Source organism: Flavobacterium cheonanense, from assembly GCF_039539185.1.
In the GTDB taxonomy this organism is placed as follows: Bacteria; Bacteroidota; Bacteroidia; order Flavobacteriales; family Flavobacteriaceae; genus Flavobacterium; species Flavobacterium cheonanense.
In genome coordinates this window covers 285,097-306,387 of the sequence record NZ_BAABCT010000002.1, presented here as the reverse complement: position 1 = coordinate 306,387, position 21,291 = coordinate 285,097, and the positions used below count along the sequence as shown (strand labels likewise).

Below are 21,291 nucleotides of genomic sequence, written 5' to 3'. Positions count from 1 at the left end.
AAGAATAATTATATTATTTATTCATGTGAGTCATTTCAAAAGTAAATGTGTCTAAATCAACACCCATTACTAATAAAGACAATGCTTTGTCAACTATGTAATTTACATTTCCTGGAGTAAACCCTAATGCCAAAGCAAAACGAGTTAAAATTTCTTTTTGTTTTGGTCCAAGAATGTGATCTGCATAAACCATTCTTGATAAATCATACAAACGCTCCAATCTGTGCGCATAAGAATACGGCGGATTGATTGGGTATTTCAATGGATTTTCAAGAATTTCTTCATATTCAGCTGGCGAAATTTCTAATCTTACAGCTAGTTTATCTAAAAATTCTTTTTCTTCTTTGCTCAAATCTCCGTCAGAAGTGGCAACACGAACAATAGCCGAAAAATGACCTTTATTTCTCGTTTTAAATTCGCTATCAAATAAATCTGAAAATGACATAATTATAATGGTTTTATTATGCAAATATAATTCAAATTCCTCAAAAACCGAAAATGTTTTTCATCGAATTTAAGATAATCTTTTCTGCCAAATTCAAAATAAATTGTAAGTTTACATTCCTAAAAATTGCTAAAAACCGAACTTATGTCAGATTTTTGGATTTATTTCAAAATTGGTCTCAACCATGTTTTAGACATCAATGGCTACGATCACGTTTTATTTCTAATCGCGCTAACTGTTCCTTATGCTTTCAAGGATTGGAAAAGAATACTTTTGTTGGTTACCATTTTTACCATCGGACACACACTAGCTTTGATGCTTTCTGTTTTTAATATTATAACTGTTCAAGCTAATATTGTAGAGTTTCTGATTCCAATTACGATTCTAATAACAGCATTTTTCAATCTTTTTACCGCCGGAAAATCTTCTAAACAAGAAAGCATCACCTTTGTTGGAGCCATAACTTTATTCTTTGGAATCATCCACGGATTAGGATTTTCAAACTATTTTAAAGAGATTCTTCCAGGAAAACCAACTGACAAATTGTGGCCATTACTAGAATTTGCACTCGGAATTGAAGCTGCGCAAATTATTGTAGTTTTAGTGGTTTTAATTTTATCATTCATCGTTCAAACCTTATTCCGATTCAGCAAACGCGATTTTACATTAACCATGTCAGCATTTGTTATTGGCGTTGTAATTCCGTTAATCATCGAAAGCCCAATTTGGAAACGATAATATTAGAATAGGAGCGAATCAGTAGTTATATTTGTAAACCATTTTCCTGCTTTTCGTTGCAATCTTTTCTTTAAAAAAGAAAAGGATTTCCTCTACAATCAGGGCTAAAGAAGATACCATTTGAATAGAGTTCAGAAATAAATAAAATAAACTTTGTGCCTTCGTGCCTTAAATAAATAATGAAGAGAGATACTGAAACAAGTTCAGCATTAATATGAAAGACAAAAAACAAAACAAATACGATAAAGCCTACTTAAGAATTGCTGCTGAATGGAGTAAACTTTCTTATTGTAAGCGCAAGCAAGTAGGCGCAATAATTGTTCGCGACCGAATGATAATTTCCGATGGCTATAACGGAACGCCATCAGGATTTGAAAATTGCTGCGAAGATGACGAAGGATTAACGCAGTGGTATGTTCTTCACGCTGAGGCAAATGCTATTTTAAAAGTGGCGCGTTCTACTCAATCTTGCGATAACGCAACTTTATACATTACGCTTTCTCCTTGCAAAGAATGTAGTAAATTAATTCACCAATCTGGAATAAAACGAGTGGTTTATCAAAACGGTTATCGCGACACTTCAGGAATTGATTTCCTTGAAAAAGCAGGAATCGAAGTTGCTCAAATTGAAGAGTTAGATTAAGTTTTAGGAAATAATAGGATATGTTTAACGTTCTTATACTATAAACCTTTGTAATTTTGACAAGCTAATTAATTGTTTTTCATGAAAATTAATAAAATCTATTTACCATTACTTTTTTTCTCGTGCGTGGCGCTTGGCATTGTCATTGGTGGTTTGATTAATTATCCTGTGGCAAAACCTTCTTTGTCTAAAAACGATTATAAAACAAAACTTAATAGACTTATTAATTTTATTGATAATGAGTATGTTGATGATGTAAAAACCGACTCCATTGTAGATTTAACGGTAACTAATATTCTTGCCAATCTTGACCCACATTCGGTTTATGTTCCGCCAAGTGAGCAAACAGCGGTTGCCGAAAGTATGAAAGGAGATTTTGTTGGAATTGGTGTTAATTTCTATAATTATAACGATACTATTGCCGTAATAAAACCAATAGAAAATGGTCCCGCAGAAAAAGCCGGAATCAAATCTGGTGATAGAATTTTGTATGCTGATAATTTCAAACTTTTTGGTAAAAAACTAAAAAACGAAGTGCTTTACAGCAAATTAAAAGGCGAAAAAGAATCTTCGGTAACGTTAACCGTTTTTAGAAAATCTGAAAATAAAAATCTAAAAATCAAAGTAATACGCGATATCATACCTATAAAAAGTGTTGACATTGCTATTTTATTAAATAAAACTACAGGATATATTAAAATCAATCGTTTTGCTGAAACTACTGCCGATGAATTTCATACAGCTTTACTGAAATTGAAGAAAAGTGGTATCAATTCACTTGTAATTGATTTGCGTGAAAATGGTGGTGGATTTATGGAAATGGCAGTAGAAATAGCTGACGAATTATTGAAAGATAAAGAATTAATAGTTTTCACTAAAAACAAAAAAGGAAGTATAGATAAAACGTTTGCAACAGACGAAGGTAATTTTGAAACCGGAAAAGTAGCCGTTTTAATTGATGAAAACTCAGCTTCGGCAAGCGAAATTCTTGCAGGCGCGATTCAAGATAACGACAGAGGATTGGTTTACGGAAGACGTTCCTTCGGAAAAGGATTGGTGCAACGCGAAATGGATTTTGATGATGGATCGGCAGTGCGATTAACCATTGCAAGATATTTTACACCAAGCGGAAGAAGCATTCAAAAACCTTATGTAAAAGGTCATACTGAAGAATATTACAAAGAATCGGAAACACGTTTTGAAAGTGGCGAATTGTATGAAAAAGGCAAAATAAAAATTGCAGATTCTTTAAAATTTAAAACCAAAAAAGGAAGAACCGTTTATGGCGGCGGCGGAATTGTTCCAGACGTTTTTGTTCCTTTAGAAGCAGAACACGGACAAGAAAGTTTAGAATACATACTTCAAACAGGTATCGTTGGACATTTTGTTTTTGAACAATTAGACCAAAATAGAAATGCTTTCAAAGGTGATGATTTTCAAAAGTTTCAAGTTAAAATGCTAAACAATGAAACCTACATTAGTTTGTTTGAAAAATACCTTTCTAAAGCTGGTTTAGATATTAGTTTGAACAAAAGTAGAGCATTAGTAAATCGTTACATCACTGCAGAATTTGCTCGTCAATTGTTTGGAGAAAACCAATATTATCAAATTATTTTGAAAGAAGATAAAATGGTAAAAACGGTTTTGAATGGTAAAAATTAACTTTTTTACACTCAAAGTGTAAGTTAACCTACTTCCTTATAGAATCGTGCGCTTGACTCGAAATTCCATCATTCCATAACGTTAGAATATCGGTTGCTACGGCAGCGCCACTTCCGGCAGCTATTGCTAATTGACTTCTGTGTCCTGCAAGAGTTCCGGCTACATAAATTCCTTCAGTAACTTTGTGGTCATCGTTTTTTAATTGGATGCGTTGTTTTTCAGCAATTGCTTTTTTGTGAGGTTCAACGTAATGCAATAAACCTTCAATTGCAAACGTATTTGCTGAGCCAATTCCAACAACAATATTTTTAGTTTTGTAAGAGTTTTTGTTTGTGATTACATTGAAATTTGGAGAATCACCTTCAATTTTTAAAACTTTTTCACCTTCAATTTGAGTAACATGAGGATATAAATCGTGAAGTTGTTGCAAACTTTCAGTTAAAAGTTCTGAGCCTAATTTTCCAGCAGGAATTCCGTAAGCATTATTGAATAAAGCTTCTTGTAAAGAAGAGATTTTTTGATGTGTAATAATTCCGATTTTTTTATCTTGAGCAAAGGCTTTTTTATGAGCCGAACCTAATACTAGTGCACAAGAAACTCCAGAAACTCCACCGCCAATTATTAAAACATCAAACATGAATTTATTGATTTTTTAATTTCTCTTCAATTTTTTTAGACATTTTGAAGATAAGTAAAATTAAAACAGCGCAAAAAGCAGCAGCAATTCCAACTAAAGCAATCAAACTATCACCTTCAAATGGATTTTGAAAATCAAGTAAAGTAATGTTGAAAACCATTAAGCCAACAGCAAGTAAAATTAGTATAGTAGTAAAAATTTTCATTGATAAATATTTGATACAAAAATAGTAAAAATCAGATTAAATGAATAATCCTTTAACATTAGCTGCAAATAATTTAACAGCAATTGCAAGAAGCACCACTCCAAAGGTTTTTCTGATGACACCAAGTCCATTTTTACCCAATAATTTTTCAATTTTAGCAGAAGATTTTAAAACCGCATAAACCAAAATAATGTTTAAAACTATTGCAATTATGATATTTATAGTTGCAAATTGTGAACGCAATGAAAGTAAAGTAGTCATTGTTCCTGCACCAGCAATTAAAGGAAATGCTAATGGAACAATTGATGCAGAAGAATTGGCTTCTTCTTTATAAATTCTAATTCCTAGAATCATTTCTAATGCTAAAAAGAACAATACAAACGAACCTGCAACGGCAAAAGAGTGGACGTCAATTCCAATTAATTTTAATAATTCTTCTCCAACAAAAAGGAAAACAATCATAATAACTCCAGCAACAACCGAAGCTTTTTCGGATTCAATATGACCAAATTTTTGTCTCAAATCAACTATAATTGGAATTGTTCCAACAATATCAATTACAGCAAAAAGTACCATTGCAATGGTAATAATTTCTTTAAAATCTAATCCAAACATAATTTCTCCTTTTAGAAAGTGCAAAATTACTCCTTTCCAAATTCTTAAAATCAAAACGTTACGTTAATTTTAGGATATTTATCAAAACCATAAAATCATTTGTACTTTTGCCCAAAATTTCAGATAAGAGAAAACATCTAATATCTAAAATTTAATATCAAATATTTGACATATGTTTCAGTTAGGAAAAACGATAGTTTCGGAAGATATTTTAGAAAAAGATTTTGTTTGTAATCTTTCTGCGTGCCATGGAGCATGTTGTGTAGATGGAGACGCAGGTGCGCCATTGAGTGAAGAAGAAACTAAAATATTGGAAGAAATTTATCCAAAAGTAAAACCATTTTTACGCAAAGAAGGAATTAAAGCCATCGAAAAATTAGGAACTTGGGTAAAAGGTACCGAACAAGATTTGGAAACACCTTTAATAGATAATAAAGATTGTGCCTACGTAATTTTTGACGGAAAAACTGCTTTGTGTGGAATAGAACAAGCCTATAATCAAGGTGTTATTTCTTGGAAAAAACCTGTTTCGTGTCATTTATATCCAATTCGTGTAAAAGATTTTACTGAATTTGCAGCTGTAAATTATGATCGTTGGGATATTTGCGATGATGCTTGTTCACTCGGGAAAGAGCTTCAAGTTCCTATTTACAAGTTTGTAAAAGAAGCTTTAATCAGGAAATTTGGAGAAGATTGGTATCAAGAACTAGAAAAAGTAGCCGAAGATTTAAAGAACGGAAAATAACAAAACGCCTTGAAATTTCAAGGCGTTTTGTTTTCAAATTAGTAAACTTGATGATATTAGAATCAAAATATTTAATTAATTTTTTATAAAAATTAAAAACTTATTTGGTAAAATTTTGAACCTTAAGAGAGTCAAAATAAATATCAACTAATTAAATATTAAATAATTACGATTATTTTAAGTAGAGAATAAGGGCTCGAACCAACTATTTAATTAATTTTTTCTAAAAATTTAAGTAAAAACTATTTGGTAAACAAAAACGCCTTGAAATAAAGGCGTTTTTTTGTTATGTAAGTGGAGGAGGATATGGCTCGAACCAACTATTTAATTAATTTTTTCTAAAAATTTAAATAAAAACTATTTGGTAAACAAAAACGCCTTGAAATAAAGGCGTTTTTTTGTTATGGAAGTGGAGAAGATGGGGCTCGAACCCACGACCTCTTGACTGCCAGTCAAGCACTCTAGCCAACTGAGCTACATCCCCATTCTCCAAATATATTAATAAAATTTAAATTAACCTAAAGGTGTTTTTCAGTAAATTTGTTAAATAATTTAAAACATTTGAAATGAAATTTATTTCTTTAATTCAGCAAGTCAATATTGATGATAAAATCAATAATGCACCAGATAATGGCTATTTAATTGGTGTGTGGATAGGTTATGTTTTACCATTTGTAGTGCTAATAGGACTTGCTTATTACATGTATTATCGTGCAAAAAACAGAAAAGACTTAGAGTAAAATTCCTTAAATTTGCATTCTAAAATCTAAATGATGAGTAAAATCAGAATTACCAAACAATTTTCTTTTGAAACAGGTCATGCACTTTATGGCTACGATGGAAAATGTAAAAATGTTCATGGACACAGTTACAAACTTTCTGTAACCGTAATTGGAACACCAATATCCGACTCGAATAATGTGAAATTCGGAATGGTAATTGATTTTTCTGATTTGAAAAAAATTGTACGAGAAGAAATAGTGGATGTTTTTGATCATGCTACAGTTTTTAATAAAAATACGCCTCATGTAGAGTTGGCTGAAGAACTAAAAAATCGTGGTCATCATGTAATTTTAGTAAATTATCAACCAACAAGTGAAAATATGGTAATTGATTTTGCTAAGAAAATTCAAAACAGATTGCCAAATAATATTCAATTACATTCTTTAAAATTACAAGAAACAGAAAGCTCGTTTGCCGAATGGTATGCTTCTGATAATATGTAATTTACTACTTTTACAAAATGTCAAACAAAAAAATCTATTTCGCATCCGATCAACATTTTGGAGCTCCAACGCCTGAAGCTAGTTTTCCACGTGAGCAAAAATTTGTAGCTTGGTTAGATGAAGTGAAAAAAGATGCGGAAGCCATTTTTCTTCTTGGTGATTTGTTTGATTTTTGGTTCGAATATAAAACCGTTGTTCCAAAAGGATTTATAAGAGTTCTTGGAAAATTAGCTGAAATTAGAGATAGTGGAATTCCGATTTACTTCTTCGTTGGAAATCACGATTTGTGGATGAATGACTATTTTCAAAAAGAACTCAATATTCCAGTTTACCACGATAATAAAGAGTTTACTTTCAATAATAAAACGTTTTTAATTGGTCATGGTGACGGAAAAGGTCCGGGCGATAAAGGTTACAAACGAATGAAGAAAGTATTCGTTCATCCGTTTTCAAAATGGTTGTATCGTTGGCTTCATCCAGATATTGGGATGAAATTGGCACAATATCTTTCCGTAAAAAATAAATTAATTTCTGGAGCAGAAGACGTAAAATACTTAGGCGAAGACAACGAATGGTTAATCTTATACGCTAAGAAAAAATTAGAAACCAAACACTATAACTATCTAATTTTTGGTCACAGACATTTACCAATGACTTTAAAAATTGGAGAAAATTCAGAATACGTAAACCTAGGCGATTGGATTGGCTACTTTACCTACGGAGTTTTTGACGGTGAGAATTTTGAATTGAAAAAGTTCGAAAACTTATCTAAGTAAATAATCTAAAGTTACAGCATCTAGTTTTCCATCTGGGAATAAACCATTTTTTTGTTCAAATGCGCCTAATGCTTCAATAGTAGTTTGTTTAAAAAGGGCATCAACTGGAATGTTATAACCTTTTTTAACCAAAATCTTTTGCAATTCATATACGAAAGAACTGAAATCGCCAATCTTCAAACTATACTTTTCTGGATTGCTTTTAAAAGTTTCCATCAAGAATTTTCTTTTGATGAACTCGTTGTAATCTTTTGCTTTATAGCCACTTTCTTCAAAGGCAATTACGTCTTTGTCGTTCAATCCTTCGCTTTTCATTTTGGCCGATTGTACTAACTTTTCTTCATATAATTTAATGATTCCCAGCTTTTTGGTGTAGCCAGAAACAACCGCTTTTGTATCGTCATCGTCATCTTCTGGATTTCTAACATCTACATCATCATTTGCCCAAGCCATTCTTACATAACTATTCGCGTCTTCTATAGCTTGATAATAGTTTTGTAAAGTAGTAGCGTCATAATAGTTTAAATCAATCTTTTGGTTACTAACATAATCGCTTCCTGGCGAATGAAAACGTTGGTAATTACTATATAAATTATAGCCCAAAATCAATACGATTACTGCTAAAAGTACGATGATAATCTGTTTCATAATAAGTAGAGGTTATTTTGTAGACAAAAATAGACAAAATTCACGATACAATTTATAGTATTAATTTTTCAAATCTTTTAAACGCAATTGAATCGTCACAGTTCCATTAAATTCATTCTCGTCAATGCAATAAACAACATCAAATGGTTTTCTATTTTTAGTAGATTCTAGTTTATTTCCCAATCCAAAACCAATGGCTCCAAATCCTTCCGAATTGTTTTGTTTTACAAACAACTTTAAATGTTCGTTGTCTTTTCCTAATGGCTTTGCATAACCTGTATCATTTACGTTTTTAGTCATAAAAACAGGTGTCATATTTTGTGGACCAAAAGGTTCAAATTGACTCAATAATCGAATCAACTTCGGATTAATATCTGAAAAATTGATTTCTAAATCCACTGAAATTTCTGGAATTAATAAATCTGGGTGAATGGTTTTTTGTACTTCTTTTTCAAAAGCATCTTTGAATTTTTGGTAATTCTCTTCTTTCAAAGTCATTCCAGCCGCATACATGTGTCCGCCAAATTGTTCCAAATGTTCTGCGCAAGCTTCTAACGCATTATAAACATCAAAATCTTTTACAGAACGAGCTGAGGCTGCCAATTTATCGCCACTTTTTGTAAAAACAATTGTTGGTCGATAATAGGTTTCTGTTAATCGAGAAGCTACAATTCCGATAACGCCTTTGTGCCAATTTTCCTGATAAAGTACCGTTGTAAAGTTCTCTTTTTCATTATTGTTTTCAATTTGAGCCAACGCTTCAACTGTGATTTGTTTATCTAAATCTTTTCGGTCGGCATTGTGTTGTTCAATTTCGGAAGCAAAAATTTCGGCTTGTTCTAAATTAAATTCGGTCAATAAAGCAACCGCTTCGTTTCCGTGTTTGATTCTTCCTGCAGCGTTAATTCTTGGCGCAATGATAAAAACAACATCCGTTATGGTCAACACTTTTTTCTTCACATTTTGAATCAAAGCCTTAATTCCTGGACGCGGATTGGAATTAATCACTTCCAAACCAAACTTTGCCAAAACTCGATTTTCACCAGTAATGGGAACAATATCGGCTGCAATAGCTGTGGCAACCAAATCTAAATAAGGAATTAAATCAAAAATAGATTGATTTCTGTTTTCTGCCAACGCTTGAATGAGTTTGAAACCAACGCCACAACCGCAAAGTTCATCATAAGGATAAGTACAATCTTCACGTTTTGGATCTAAAACCGCAACAGCATTGGGCAATTCGTTTCCTGGTCGATGGTGATCACAAATGATAAAATCAATGTTTTTTGCATTCGCATAAGCGACGTGATTTATCGATTTTATGCCACAATCAAGAGCAATAATTAACGAAATTCCGTTGTCGTCGGCGTAGTCAATTCCTTTATAGGAAATTCCGTAACCTTCGTCGTAACGATCTGGAATGTAAGTAGCAATATTGGGGTAATAACTTTTTAAATAGGAAGATACCAACGAAACAGCAGTGGTTCCATCGACGTCATAATCGCCAAAAACTAGAATATTTTCTCCGTTTGCAATAGCTTTTTCAATACGAGAAACCGCTTTGTCCATATCTTTCATCAGATACGGATTGTGCAAATCGTCTAAAGTTGGTCTGAAAAATGTTTTGGCTTGGTCGTAGGTTGTAATACCTCTTTGTACTAATAAAGTCGCAATGATTTCATCGACTTGAAGTTCGTTTTGTAGTTTCTGAACTTGTTCTTTTTCTGGCTTCGATTGTAATGTCCAACGCATAGGATATTAGATATTAGATTTTTGATATTAGATTTTGGCGTGTAAATGTTTTGCAAATATATGAAAAAATATTTTTTATTTTAAAATTTTATATGCTGAAAATCAGCGAATTGTAATTTAATGTAAAAAAAACATTAAAATATTTTGCAAAACATTTATTGCTTTTCGTTATATAATTGTAGATAAATTTTTAAAACAGAAATATGGAATATTTGTACTTAATAATCATAATTGGTTTGCCTTCAATATTTTTAATTATTAAGGCTTTCGTCTTAAAAAAGATTTTTCCTGAAATGAAAATAAAAGATTTTATAGAATATGTTAAACATTCAAAGAAAGTTAACATAAATGTATCCGTATTTCCAGAAAAGAAAAGTAATGAATGATAACTACTTTAAATTGTTTCCATAAAAAAAAGCATAAAAAATAATTTTTTAACTTTTAATCTATAGTGTACTAGTACTTCAACTTCAAAGCTTCACCATCAAATGAAATTCCATCCCAACCAAATTTTATAAAATTTCTAATGTTTTGATGGTCATTTCCGTCAGGATTTTTTAAAACATCATCAAAATAATAACTTCCAAAAAGCGATAAAGTTGCGTCTTTTTCTAAATTATTTATTTTGGCGAAAGCGAAAATTTTGCAAGAACCATTATTTTCGTTTGCATTATTAAATTGATTTCCGTTTTTAAAAGCGGTTGGCGTGAAATTATATTTTTCATCGATATAAGCGATGGTTGCTTGAAACGATTTTTGGTTTATTAAGTCTTGCATAATTTTATAATGGTTCTTTCCTATCGTAAATTCTTAAATAGTGAAAGGATTCTCTTAAATTTAATATTTTTAATTTTATCATTTTTTTAAATACACTATCATTCAAATTTCTATTATCATCTTCTTTTAAAAATGTTAATGGAATTTCAAAAACTTTTGCAACAGAATCTCTGAATTTTAATGCTTTTTTATGATTTGAAAAGTCTAAATTTTTTAATTTTTCATCTATACTGACTGAAATTTTATAGAGACTATCATATCTTTTTCTTTTTAAGCTATCATCCTTGATTTCGTAATAATATTTATTATAAACGCCAATCAAAGTATTTTCATCTCTCGTAATAAACTCATCAAGTTTATCATTTAAATACTTATAACTATCATCTTTCTCCTCTTTTTTACAAGAAAATAGGATTACTGATATCACTAAAAGGATGAAATATTTTTTCATAACTAAACTTAATTATGTTTTAACTAACTGAACACTGACAACTGAACACTGCCAACTATTTTTTCCCACCAACTACAGCTACAATCTCACCTTTTGGAGGTTTTGTTTCAAAGTGTTTTAAAACTTCTTCGGCTGTTCCGCGAATGGTTTCTTCGTGTAGTTTTGATAATTCTCTCGATATAGAAACTTGGCGTTCGGCTCCAAAATATTGCACAAATTCGGCTAAGGTTTTTACTAATTTGTGTGGCGAAACATAGAAAATCATCGTTCGCGTTTCTTCTGCTAAAGCTAAATATCTTGTTTGTCTTCCTTTTTTTTCTGGTAGAAATCCTTCAAATATAAATCTATCGTTGGGCAAACCGCTATTTACTAATGCTGGTACAAAAGCTGTTGCGCCTGGCAAACAATCAACTTCAATATTATTTTCAACGCAAGCGCGAGTCAATAAAAATCCTGGATCAGAAATAGCTGGCGTTCCTGCATCAGAAATTAAAGCAATGGTTTCACCACCTTTTAATCGAGCAATCAAATTGTCAACGGTTTTGTGTTCGTTGTGCATGTGATGACTGTGCATGTGTGTGGAAATTTCGAAATGCTTCAATAGTTTTCCACTAGTGCGCGTGTCTTCTGCAAGAATTAAATCGGCTTCTTTTAAAACTTTTATAGCTCTAAAAGTCATGTCTTCAAGGTTGCCAATGGGCGTTGGAACGATATAAAGTTTAGACATTTATAAAAACTTTTTCTCAACCAATTCAATAAATCTATCAGCATAATCGTCTGCGCCAACCCAATTGTTATAATCGGGTTTGATGATTTCGTCAATAAAATCTTTCGCCTCTCTAAAAGTGCTAAACGTATTTAATTGTGATAAAACACGATTGTAATCTTCATTGCTGTCAGCAAAAAGGAATTTTACAAATCCCATTCTGTCGTTCAATCCAATATTGATGGTTTTAGAAAGTTTATCATTCAATGAAGGTGTTTTTCCTTCAAATCGATCTACAATAATGTCATCCGATTTTTCAAAAACCTCTTTTTTAGAAGTTGGAAGTGTTACATCATTCGGTTTTACAAAAACAGGTTCGGTATAATTTTGACCTAATAAATCTTCAAAAGAAATTTGCTGTGCTTTAGTCTGAACTTGATTCAGACTCTCGTCTTCTTCTTTTTTAGGTTCTTCGATTTCTATAGTTTCAACTGGAGTTTCTGCTGCTAATTCAAAAATAGGTTCAAAATCTAAGTCGCCTTTAGCTTCACCAACTGGAACTTCCTCTTCAATTTCCTCTTCTTCTTCAAGTGTGATTTCACCAACAATAACTGGTTCTTCTTCAACAGCTTCTTCTTGAACTTCTGTTTCTTCAGATGCAGTAACAATTTCTTGTTGAACAACTTCTTCCACTTCAACAGTTTCTTCAACAACTACTTTTGGAGTTGCAACAACTGTTTTATTTTCAACAAAACTTTCGATTTTTTCTTCGATATCTTCGTTAGAAATATCCGATTTTACTTGCTCATAGTTGTCACCATAAAACTTCAAAACCGTTAATGCTTCGTATAATTTTTGGGTTTCATGATACAATTGATCGATTTCCGATTTGTTTTTTAGCTTCAAAACTCGGTGTGCAATGCTGATTAATTCGGCTTCCAATCTTTTTTTCATATTTTTGAAATTATAGTGACTAGCTTAAGTTGATTTATTATAAATTTGTTTTTTACAAAGTAATAAAAACAATTCCTTTTTTAAGGTCTAAAAATACAAAATGTTTCTCGAAAATACAGTAAATCATAAAGAACAATTTGGTTGGATTGAAGTAATCTGCGGTTCGATGTTTTCAGGAAAGACTGAAGAACTCATCAGAAGACTCAAAAGAGCGCAATTTGCCAAGCAAAAAGTGGAGATTTTCAAACCTGCCATCGATACTCGATATGATGAAGAAATGGTAGTTTCTCACAACAAAAACGAAATTCGTTCAACGCCTGTTCCTGCAGCGGCTAATATTGCTATTTTGGCACAAGGTTGCGATGTGGTTGGTATTGACGAAGCTCAATTTTTTGATGATGAAATTGTAAAAATTTGTAACGATTTAGCCAATTCAGGAATTCGTGTTATCGTTGCTGGTTTGGATATGGATTTTAAAGGAAATCCTTTCGGACCAATGCCTGCGCTAATGGCAACTGCTGAATATGTTACTAAAGTTCATGCTGTGTGCACGCGTACAGGAAACTTAGCACATTATAGTTTCAGAAAAGCAGATAGTGATAATCTAGTTTTGCTTGGTGAAACGGAAGAATACGAACCATTAAGTAGAGCTGCTTACTTCAAAGCCATGCGCGAAAATATGGAAGTAAAAGATGCTGAACATTTGAGTGAAGAAAAAGAAAATTAGAAAAAAGGCGATTGTACGGAAACTTTTTTTAATTTTGTACGTATAATTATTAAAAATGTAATTATCATGGATACTAAACTCACTTTAAAATTAGATAAAGAGGTCATTGAAAAAGCTAAAATTTATGTTGCAAAACAGAATATTAGCTTATCATCTATGGTTGAAAACTACTTAAAAGCAATTACATCAAACAATAATGAAGAAACGAAGAATGTTGAAATTTCTGATTTTATAAAAAGTATTCCTTTAAAAAATGGTGGAATCCAAGCTGATTTTGATTACAAAAAAGATCGTCAAGATTATCTTATAGAAAAATACAATTCTTTATGAAAGTTTTTCTAGATACAAATGTAATGATAGATTTGATCATTGAAAGAAATCCTTTTTTCAAACAAATTGCAGAAATAACAACTATTGCAGAAAAAAACAAGATAGAATTATTTACATCTTCACTATCTTTTGTTAACACTTTTTACGTTGCCTCAAAAGTAAATCCTAAAGAATTAGTTCTTGAAACATTAAAGAAGTTCAGAATTATTTGTAATGTGTCCATTATTGATGAATTAAATATTGATAAAAGTTTGATTTCTGAATTTGAAGATTTTGAAGATGCAGTTCAATATAATAGTGCTTTTTATCATGAGTGTGATTATATAATTACAAGAGATAAAAAAGGATTTAAAAATTCAAAAATCACGATTATGAATCCAGAGGAATTTCTTATTTATTTTAAAAAAAATAAACTTTGACACTTTCCATAAGAAATATCATCCCAATCATTAAAGCACAATTTGTTGGCGTTAATGAAATTGCTGTAATCGATTCGGTTTCTATTGATAGTCGTTCGCTTCAAAATTCTGAAAGCACTTTATTTTTCGCTATTGTTGGTCCAAATCATGACGGACATAATTATATTTCTAATTTAATTTCAATTGGGGTTTCCAACTTTGTAGTGAATCATGTACCAAAAGAGTTTGAAAATAAAGCTAATTTTTTGGTGGTTGAAAATACAATTGAAGCTTTACAAAATTTTGCATCAGCTTACAGAAGTAATTTTGATTTTCCGATTATTGGAATCACAGGAAGTAACGGAAAAACCATCATCAAAGAATGGTTAAACTTTTTGTTAAGTCCGGATTATAATATTATTCGTTCTCCCAAAAGTTATAATTCCCAAGTTGGAGTGCCACTTTCGGTTTTAGGAATCAATGAAAAACACAATCTCGGAATTTTTGAAGCTGGAATTTCTACCATAAATGAGATGGAAAATCTTCAGAAAATTATCCAACCAACCATCGGAATTTTATCCAATATTGGTTCGGCTCACGATGAAGGTTTTCATGATATTGGGGAAAAAATCAAAGAAAAACTAAAACTTTTTACCTCAGTTGAAGTTTTGATAATGAATACGAACAAAACGATTGAAGCTTTTTTAAATCCAAAAATAAATCGATTTACTTGGAGTTCTGACGATAAAAAAGCCGATGTTTTTGTGATTGCAAAAGAATACCCAGATCAAACAGAACTCAAAATAACCTATCACAAACTTTGTTTCAAAATTACAATTCCTTTTAACGATCAAGCGTCTATTGAAAATGCTATTCAATGTTTGATGGTGCTTTTGTATTTCAAATACGATCAAGACACCATTCAAAATCGTATGCAATTGCTTTATCCTGTAGAAATGCGCTTGAAAGTTAAAAACGGAAGCAACAATACAACACTTATTGATGATAGCTATAGTTCTGATTATCAATCGTTAAAAATAGCATTAGATTTTCTTGAAAGTCAGAAACAGTACAAAAAGAAAACTTTAATTCTGTCGGATATTTTTCAATCAGGATTGGTTTTGGAAGAATTGTATTCTAAAGTTTCTCATTTAATTGTTTCCAACAAAATCAATCGTGTTATTGCCATTGGAGCAACAATTTCAACTTTTAAAAATAAGTTTCCAAATTGCATTGCATTTGAATCAACCGAAAAATTCCTTCAAAATATCGATACCATTTCTTTTGAAAATGAAACTATTTTAATAAAAGGTGCACGTCATTTCCATTTTGAAGAAATCGTTTCGTCATTAGAAGAAAAAACACATGAAACGGTTTTAGAAATCAATCTGAATGCGATTAGTCATAACTTGAATTATTTTAAATCCAAATTAAATCCAAAAACCAAATTGATGGTTATGGTAAAAGCTTTTGGATATGGAAATGGAGGTTATGAAATTGCCAAATTGCTTTCGCATCATAAAGTAGATTATCTCGGTGTAGCTTTTGCCGATGAAGGAATTTCGTTAAAAAATGCAGGAATTGATTTGCCGATTATGGTTTTAAATCCTGAAAACACTAGTTTTTCTGCAATTATTCAACATCAATTAGAACCCGAAATTTATTCGATAAAAGGATTGACGGCTTTCTTAAAAATTGCCGAACAAAAAAAGTTAAAGCATTTTCCAATACATATAAAATTGGACACAGGAATGCATCGATTAGGATTTGAAGAGGAAACGATGGATGAATTAATTGCCAAACTGAAAAACAACAAAACGGTTGAGGTAAAAAGTATCTTATCACATTTGTCAGCAAGTGATGATAGGATGTTTGTTGATTTTACTCTTTCTCAAATTAAATTATTTGAAAAATTATCTTCCAAATTAATTTCAGAATTGCAAATAAATCCGATTCGTCATATTTTGAATACTTCAGGAATTTCTAATTATCCTCAAGCACAATACGATATGGTTCGACTAGGAATTGGACTTTATGGAGTTTCTAATGATGAAGACGAACAGAAGTTATTAGAAAATGTAGGTACTTTAAAATCAATAATTTCTCAAATCAGAACTATTGAAGAAGGAGAAAGTGTTGGTTACAGCCGAAGATTCATGGCAACCAAAACCACAAAAGTTGCCACAATTCCAATTGGTTACGCCGATGGAATTTCAAGACATTGGGGAAATGGAGTAGGTTATGTAACTATAAAAAATAAAAAAGCACCGATTTTAGGAAGTGTTTGTATGGATATGCTAATGGTTGACATCACCGAAATTGATTGCAAAGAAGGAACTGAAGTGACTATTTTTGGAGACAATCCAACAGTAAGTTACATGGCAAAACAATTAGGTACCATTCCTTATGAGATTATGACAAGCATTTCGCAAAGAGTAAAAAGGGTTTTTTATAGAGAGTAATTTTTTAATTTAGAAGTTTAACGCAACCATTTTAAGGTTTTTGTATCTTATTATAAAACCAAGCGTATGAAAACACATGTACTTCTATTAGTTTCAATTCTTTTTTTCAGTGGCGCTGGTGCGCAAATCATAAATTTTCCAGATGCAAATTTTAAGGCGAGATTGCTAGCGGCAAGTCCTAGCAATGACATAGCATCAACAGAAACACCTTATGGATTTGGTTCTGTGGGTAGTTATAGCACTATTGATACTAATGGAGATGGCGAAATTCAAGTTAGTGAAGCAAGTGCTATTAAGTACTTGAGTGTAACTTTCGCAAGCATTTCTAATTTAGATGGAATTAATAGCTTTATTAATTTACTTTTCTTGCGTTGCTCTAACAATTCTTTAACCAATTTAAATGTAAGTGGTTTGACTAATTTACTTTTCTTGCGTTGCTCAAACAATTCTTTAACCAGTTTAAATGTAAGTGGGATGCCTAATTTAGAAATTTTTGATTGCTCAATTAATCCATTAACTAGTTTAAATGTTTCTGGGTTGACTAATTTACAAAGATTGTATTGTCATAGTAATTCATTAACAAGTTTAAATGTAAGTGGTTTGACAAATTTGGAAGAATTGAAATGTCAAAGTAATTCTTTAACCAGTTTAAATGTAAGTGGTTTGACAAATTTACAAGAATTATTTTGTTATAATAATGAATTGACAGATTTAAATGTAAGTGGTTTGTCTAATTTGGTATCATTGTCCTGTTCAAACAATTCATTAACTAGTTTAAATGTAAGTAGTTTGACTAATTTGCAAGCTTTTAATTGTGGTTTTAATCAATTAACAAGTATAAATGTAAGTGGTTTGTATAATTTGTATGCATTGGGTTGTTCAAACAATTCATTAACTAGTTTAAATGTAAATGGTTTTTCTAATTTTTCTAATTTGGATTGTTCAAATAACCAATTGGAATCACTTTTTATTAAGACTAACAATTTATTTGATTTTGCATCTACTTTATATTTTGACAACAATCCAAGTCTACAATATATCTGTGCAGATGATCAAGACATTGCTTTCGTTCAACAAAAAATAAATGATTATGGTTATGCTTCAACTTGTACGGTAAACAGTTATTGCAGTTTTACTCCAGGAGGTGTTTTTTACACCATTCAAGGGAACAATAAATTGGATGGAAATTCAAATGGCTGTGATGCCACAGATGGTTTTAATCCCAATTTAAGATTTTCAATTACAGATGGAACTAATTCTGGAAGTTTAATTTCAAACGCTTCTGGTAATTATTCAATTCCTGTTTCAGCAGGAACACATACAATAACACCACAATTAGAAAATTCTAGCTATTTTACGGTTTCTCCAACAAATGTAACCGTAACTTTTCCTGCAACAGCAAGCCCTTTTGTTCAGGATTTTTGTATTGTTCCAAATGGAGTTCATCATGATTTAGAAGTAGTTATTATTCCACTTGAACCTGCTCGTCCTGGATTTGATGCTACTTATAAAATAAAATACAAAAACAAAGGAAATCAAAATGAAACTGCAACTTTAGTTTTTGATTTTAATGATGATGTTTTAGATTATGTTTCGTCAACATTAGCTCCAACTTCTACAGGTATAGGTTTATTATCTTGGAATATTGGAACAATTATTCCGTTTCAAAGTGGTGAATTTGTAGTAACATTAAATGTAAATTCGCCAATGGAAACACCTGCTGTAAATGCCGGTGATATTTTGAACTATACAGCAATAATAAATGGATTAAATACAGACGAAACTCCAATTGATAACACTTTTACATTAAGTCAAATAGTTGTAAATTCTTTTGATCCAAATGATAAAACGTGTTTAGAAGGAACAACAATAAATCCTACTATGATTGGTGACTATGTTCATTACCAAATTCGTTTTGAAAACACAGGAACATTTCCGGCGCAAAACGTTGTGATTAAAGACATGATTGACACTGCAAAATTTGATATTTCAACGTTGCAAATCACGGACACTTCACACAGTTGCGTTACAAAAATTACAAATCCAAACAAAGTAGAATTTATTTTTGAAAACATAAATCTTCCGTTTGATGATGCAACAAATGATGGTTATGTAGTGTTTAAAATAAAAACAAAACCTACTTTAACCGTTGGAAGCACCATTAGTAATTTGGCAAATATTTATTTTGACTACAATTTTCCAATTGTAACAAACACAGCAACAAGTACTTTTCAAGCTTTGGCAAACAGCACTTTCAATTTGGATAATTATATTAGTTTATCACCAAATCCTGCCAAAGATATTTTAAACATCAATGTTCAAGATGAGATCAATATTAAATCAATTGCTATTTATAATATGTTAGGACAATTGGTTCAAATAACAACAAGCCCAATAAGCTCGATAAATGTTTCTGATTTAAAAACAGGGAATTACGTCATTAAATTGTATATTGAAAAAGGCGAAATCATTAGAAAGTTTATAAAAGAATAAGTTTTTTATAATTAAGAGTAGTAATATTTCTACAAAAATTATAATATTATGTTAATATTTTAACTAATTTTGCACCGATAACCAATAAAATAAAATATCATGTTAAAAGAATTTAAGAATTTCATAATGACAGGAAACGTAATTGAGTTTGCTGTTGCTGTAATTATGGCAGGTGCAGTTGGTGCAGTTGTTAATGGATTTGTTGCTGATATAGCAATGCCAATTGTAGGAATGTTAACTGGTGGTATGGATTTTTCATCTTTACAGTATGTTTTGTCACCAGAAGTTAAAGATGCTGCAGGTGTTGTAACTGCTCCAGAGAATGCCATCCGTTACGGTAAATGGATTAATTCAATTGTGAGTTTAGTTGTAGTTGGATTCGTTATGTTTATGATTATTAAAGCATACGGTAAAATGAAAAAGCCAGCAGAAGCTCCAGCTCCAGCAGGTCCAACTCAAGAAGAATTATTAGCAGAGATTAGAGATTTATTGAAAAAATAATAAACCGCTACAGTATATATTCTAATTAATGCTGAATTGATTTCAGTACTAAACCGCTTCTTAATAGAAGCGGTTTTTCTTTTTTAATACTTCAACATTTAAAATTCCTTACTGAATATTGAAAATTTTCTTTTTTCAAAGTATTTTCTACCTATTTTTGTACTTCCAAATTTTAAATATATTTATATGAGAGTTGCTGTAGTTGGTGCAACCGGAATGGTTGGCGAAGTAATGCTTCAAGTTTTAGCTGAGAGAAATTTTCCTGTAACCGAATTAATTCCTGTAGCTTCAGAGAAATCTGTTGGTAAAGAAATTGAGTTTAAAGGAACAAAATATAAAGTGGTTGGTTTACAAACTGCTGTAGAAATGCGTCCAGATATTGCTTTATTTTCTGCTGGAGGAGAAACATCTTTACAATGGGCTCCAAAATTTGCAGAAGTAGGTACAACAGTAATTGACAACTCATCGGCTTGGAGAATGGATCCAACAAAAAAATTAATTGTTCCAGAAATCAACGCCTCAGAATTAACTAAAGAAGATAAAATTATCGCTAATCCAAACTGTTCAACAATTCAAATGGTTTTGGTTTTAGCGCCTTTACATAAAAAATATAAAATCAAACGTGTTATCGTTTCTACTTATCAATCTATTACTGGTACAGGTGTAAAAGCTGTGCAGCAATTAGAAAATGAATATGTAGGAATTCAAGGAGAAATGGCTTATAAGTATCAAATTCACAGAAATGCAATTCCTCAATGTGATAGTTTTGAAGAAAATGGTTACACTAAAGAAGAAATGAAATTGGTTCGTGAAACTCAAAAAATTATTGGAGATAAAACAATTGCCGTAACGGCAACAGCAATAAGAATACCTGTTGTTGGTGGACATAGCGAAGCTGTTAATGTGGAGTTTGCAAACGATTTTAATGTAAGTGAAATCAGAGATATTCTTCATCACACTGATGGTGTTGTAGTTCAAGATAATACCGATACTTACACTTATCCAATGCCATTATTTGCACAAGGGAAAGATGAGGTTTTTGTGGGTAGAATTCGTCGTGATGAAAGCCAACCAAATTCTCTAAACATGTGGATTGTAGCCGATAATTTAAGAAAAGGAGCTGCAACAAATACTATTCAAATTGCAGAATATTTAGTTGCTAATAAATTAGTTTAATTAAATTCAAGTATACAAACCATTTGAGTTTACAAATCTTAAAATTTGTTAATTCAAGTGGTTTTTCATTGTTACTAGTATATATTTGCCGTAATGAAAGGAAAATACTCTGTAGTTAGTTTGTTTTTTGGTTTGGCAATATTGTTCGCAATATTGTTACAATCCCTGCATTCCTTTCACCACATAGAAGTTGCACTTTCAGAAAAACATTGTAATCACAAATA

Annotated in this window: 24 protein-coding genes and 1 tRNA gene; 14 read left to right on the top strand and 11 right to left on the bottom strand. The window is 31.2% G+C overall.

All coding sequences use genetic code 11. The features are described from left to right. Nucleotides 1-13: 13 nt before the first annotated feature. Nucleotides 14-445 (bottom strand): tellurite resistance TerB family protein, encoded by a 432-nt coding sequence (locus tag ABD766_RS04855; RefSeq protein ID WP_344815619.1) that lies wholly within the window; start codon nucleotides 443-445, stop codon nucleotides 14-16. Between the two features lie 144 nt (nucleotides 446-589). On the opposite strand from ABD766_RS04855, the gene ABD766_RS04850 reads away from it, so the two are divergent. The 3 genes from ABD766_RS04850 to ABD766_RS04840 all read left to right on the top strand — a co-directional run bounded on the left by ABD766_RS04850 (nucleotide 590) and on the right by ABD766_RS04840 (nucleotide 3,488). Then, complete coding sequence (locus ABD766_RS04850) at nucleotides 590-1,183, top strand: HupE/UreJ family protein (protein WP_344815618.1); 594 nt, start codon at nucleotides 590-592, stop codon at nucleotides 1,181-1,183. A gap of 214 nt (nucleotides 1,184-1,397) precedes the next feature. Beyond that, entirely contained in the window at nucleotides 1,398-1,826 is a 429-nt protein-coding gene (locus tag ABD766_RS04845) for a deoxycytidylate deaminase (protein WP_344815617.1), read from the top strand. An 81-nt stretch (nucleotides 1,827-1,907) separates the two neighbouring features. Further along, the gene (locus ABD766_RS04840; protein ID WP_344815616.1) at nucleotides 1,908-3,488 is read left to right on the top strand and encodes a S41 family peptidase; all 1,581 of its coding nucleotides are present in this window, start codon (nucleotides 1,908-1,910) and stop codon (nucleotides 3,486-3,488) included. Between the two features lie 28 nt (nucleotides 3,489-3,516). Here ABD766_RS04840 and ABD766_RS04835 read toward each other — a convergent pair whose 3' ends face one another. From ABD766_RS04835 to ABD766_RS04825, 3 genes are read right to left on the bottom strand one after another with little or no spacing between them, the layout of a single operon-like run. Then, nucleotides 3,517-4,125 (bottom strand): FAD-dependent oxidoreductase, encoded by a 609-nt coding sequence (locus tag ABD766_RS04835; protein WP_344815615.1) that lies wholly within the window; start codon nucleotides 4,123-4,125, stop codon nucleotides 3,517-3,519. A gap of 4 nt (nucleotides 4,126-4,129) precedes the next feature. Next, complete coding sequence (locus tag ABD766_RS04830; protein ID WP_298308911.1) at nucleotides 4,130-4,330, bottom strand: hypothetical protein; 201 nt, start codon at nucleotides 4,328-4,330, stop codon at nucleotides 4,130-4,132. A 36-nt stretch (nucleotides 4,331-4,366) separates the two neighbouring features. Beyond that, nucleotides 4,367-4,945 carry a MarC family protein gene (locus tag ABD766_RS04825; RefSeq protein WP_298308914.1) on the bottom strand — a complete coding sequence of 193 codons (579 nt, stop codon included), beginning with the start codon at nucleotides 4,943-4,945 and terminating at the stop codon, nucleotides 4,367-4,369. A gap of 172 nt (nucleotides 4,946-5,117) precedes the next feature. On the opposite strand from ABD766_RS04825, the gene ABD766_RS04820 reads away from it, so the two are divergent. After that, on the top strand, nucleotides 5,118-5,690 hold the full coding sequence (locus ABD766_RS04820) for a DUF3109 family protein (RefSeq protein ID WP_344815614.1): 573 nt from the start codon (nucleotides 5,118-5,120) through the stop codon (nucleotides 5,688-5,690). Nucleotides 5,691-6,100: 410 nt separating this feature from the next. Here ABD766_RS04820 and ABD766_RS04815 read toward each other — a convergent pair. Beyond that, nucleotides 6,101-6,174, bottom strand: a tRNA-Ala gene (locus ABD766_RS04815). A gap of 82 nt (nucleotides 6,175-6,256) precedes the next feature. Between ABD766_RS04815 and ABD766_RS04810 the strand changes: the two genes are divergently transcribed. The 3 genes from ABD766_RS04810 to ABD766_RS04800 are packed head-to-tail and all read left to right on the top strand — an operon-like array spanning nucleotide 6,257 to nucleotide 7,692. After that, complete coding sequence (locus ABD766_RS04810) at nucleotides 6,257-6,430, top strand: hypothetical protein (RefSeq protein ID WP_344815613.1); 174 nt, start codon at nucleotides 6,257-6,259, stop codon at nucleotides 6,428-6,430. A gap of 33 nt (nucleotides 6,431-6,463) precedes the next feature. Then, nucleotides 6,464-6,916 carry a 6-pyruvoyl trahydropterin synthase family protein gene (locus tag ABD766_RS04805; protein ID WP_344815612.1) on the top strand — a complete coding sequence of 151 codons (453 nt, stop codon included), beginning with the start codon at nucleotides 6,464-6,466 and terminating at the stop codon, nucleotides 6,914-6,916. A gap of 17 nt (nucleotides 6,917-6,933) precedes the next feature. Continuing rightward, nucleotides 6,934-7,692 (top strand): UDP-2,3-diacylglucosamine diphosphatase, encoded by a 759-nt coding sequence (locus ABD766_RS04800; protein ID WP_298308926.1) that lies wholly within the window; start codon nucleotides 6,934-6,936, stop codon nucleotides 7,690-7,692. Here ABD766_RS04800 and ABD766_RS04795 read toward each other — a convergent pair. From ABD766_RS04795 to ABD766_RS04770, 6 genes are all read right to left on the bottom strand, one after another. Next, nucleotides 7,681-8,340: a peptidoglycan-binding domain-containing protein gene (locus ABD766_RS04795; RefSeq protein ID WP_344815611.1), complete on the bottom strand. Its 660-nt coding sequence runs from the start codon at nucleotides 8,338-8,340 to the stop codon at nucleotides 7,681-7,683. The genes ABD766_RS04800 and ABD766_RS04795 overlap by 12 nt on opposite strands. Before the next feature lie 60 nt (nucleotides 8,341-8,400). Beyond that, complete coding sequence (recJ, locus tag ABD766_RS04790) at nucleotides 8,401-10,092, bottom strand: single-stranded-DNA-specific exonuclease RecJ (RefSeq protein ID WP_344815610.1); 1,692 nt, start codon at nucleotides 10,090-10,092, stop codon at nucleotides 8,401-8,403. Nucleotides 10,093-10,548: 456 nt separating this feature from the next. Further along, a complete protein-coding gene (locus ABD766_RS04785; RefSeq protein ID WP_344815609.1) occupies nucleotides 10,549-10,869 on the bottom strand; it encodes a HopJ type III effector protein in 321 nt (106 codons plus the stop codon). Between the two features lie 4 nt (nucleotides 10,870-10,873). Continuing rightward, entirely contained in the window at nucleotides 10,874-11,320 is a 447-nt protein-coding gene (locus ABD766_RS04780; RefSeq protein WP_344815608.1) for a hypothetical protein, read from the bottom strand. Between the two features lie 55 nt (nucleotides 11,321-11,375). Next, entirely contained in the window at nucleotides 11,376-12,047 is a 672-nt protein-coding gene (rsmI, locus tag ABD766_RS04775) for a 16S rRNA (cytidine(1402)-2'-O)-methyltransferase (protein WP_344815607.1), read from the bottom strand. Next, a complete protein-coding gene (locus ABD766_RS04770) occupies nucleotides 12,048-12,980 on the bottom strand; it encodes a hypothetical protein (protein WP_344815606.1) in 933 nt (310 codons plus the stop codon). It lies immediately after the preceding gene. A 100-nt stretch (nucleotides 12,981-13,080) separates the two neighbouring features. On the opposite strand from ABD766_RS04770, the gene ABD766_RS04765 reads away from it, so the two are divergent. The 7 genes from ABD766_RS04765 to ABD766_RS04735 all read left to right on the top strand — a co-directional run bounded on the left by ABD766_RS04765 (nucleotide 13,081) and on the right by ABD766_RS04735 (nucleotide 21,067). Next, a complete protein-coding gene (locus ABD766_RS04765) occupies nucleotides 13,081-13,707 on the top strand; it encodes a thymidine kinase (protein ID WP_344815605.1) in 627 nt (208 codons plus the stop codon). 66 nt (nucleotides 13,708-13,773) lie between these two features. After that, nucleotides 13,774-14,037, top strand: a complete 264-nt coding sequence (locus ABD766_RS04760) for a DUF6364 family protein (protein WP_344815604.1) — start codon at nucleotides 13,774-13,776, stop codon at nucleotides 14,035-14,037. After that, nucleotides 14,034-14,456 (top strand): type II toxin-antitoxin system VapC family toxin, encoded by a 423-nt coding sequence (locus ABD766_RS04755; protein ID WP_344815603.1) that lies wholly within the window; start codon nucleotides 14,034-14,036, stop codon nucleotides 14,454-14,456. The genes ABD766_RS04760 and ABD766_RS04755 overlap by 4 nt, the downstream gene beginning before the upstream one ends. After that, nucleotides 14,453-16,897 (top strand): bifunctional UDP-N-acetylmuramoyl-tripeptide:D-alanyl-D-alanine ligase/alanine racemase, encoded by a 2,445-nt coding sequence (locus ABD766_RS04750; RefSeq protein ID WP_344815602.1) that lies wholly within the window; start codon nucleotides 14,453-14,455, stop codon nucleotides 16,895-16,897. Before ABD766_RS04755 ends, ABD766_RS04750 begins: the two co-directional genes overlap by 4 nt. Before the next feature lie 66 nt (nucleotides 16,898-16,963). Continuing rightward, entirely contained in the window at nucleotides 16,964-19,390 is a 2,427-nt protein-coding gene (locus ABD766_RS04745; RefSeq protein WP_344815601.1) for a DUF7619 domain-containing protein, read from the top strand. Nucleotides 19,391-19,489: 99 nt separating this feature from the next. Continuing rightward, the gene (mscL, locus tag ABD766_RS04740) at nucleotides 19,490-19,891 is read left to right on the top strand and encodes a large conductance mechanosensitive channel protein MscL (RefSeq protein ID WP_298308954.1); all 402 of its coding nucleotides are present in this window, start codon (nucleotides 19,490-19,492) and stop codon (nucleotides 19,889-19,891) included. 186 nt (nucleotides 19,892-20,077) lie between these two features. Then, on the top strand, nucleotides 20,078-21,067 hold the full coding sequence (locus ABD766_RS04735) for an aspartate-semialdehyde dehydrogenase (RefSeq protein WP_344815599.1): 990 nt from the start codon (nucleotides 20,078-20,080) through the stop codon (nucleotides 21,065-21,067). Nucleotides 21,068-21,291: the final 224 nt, after the last annotated feature.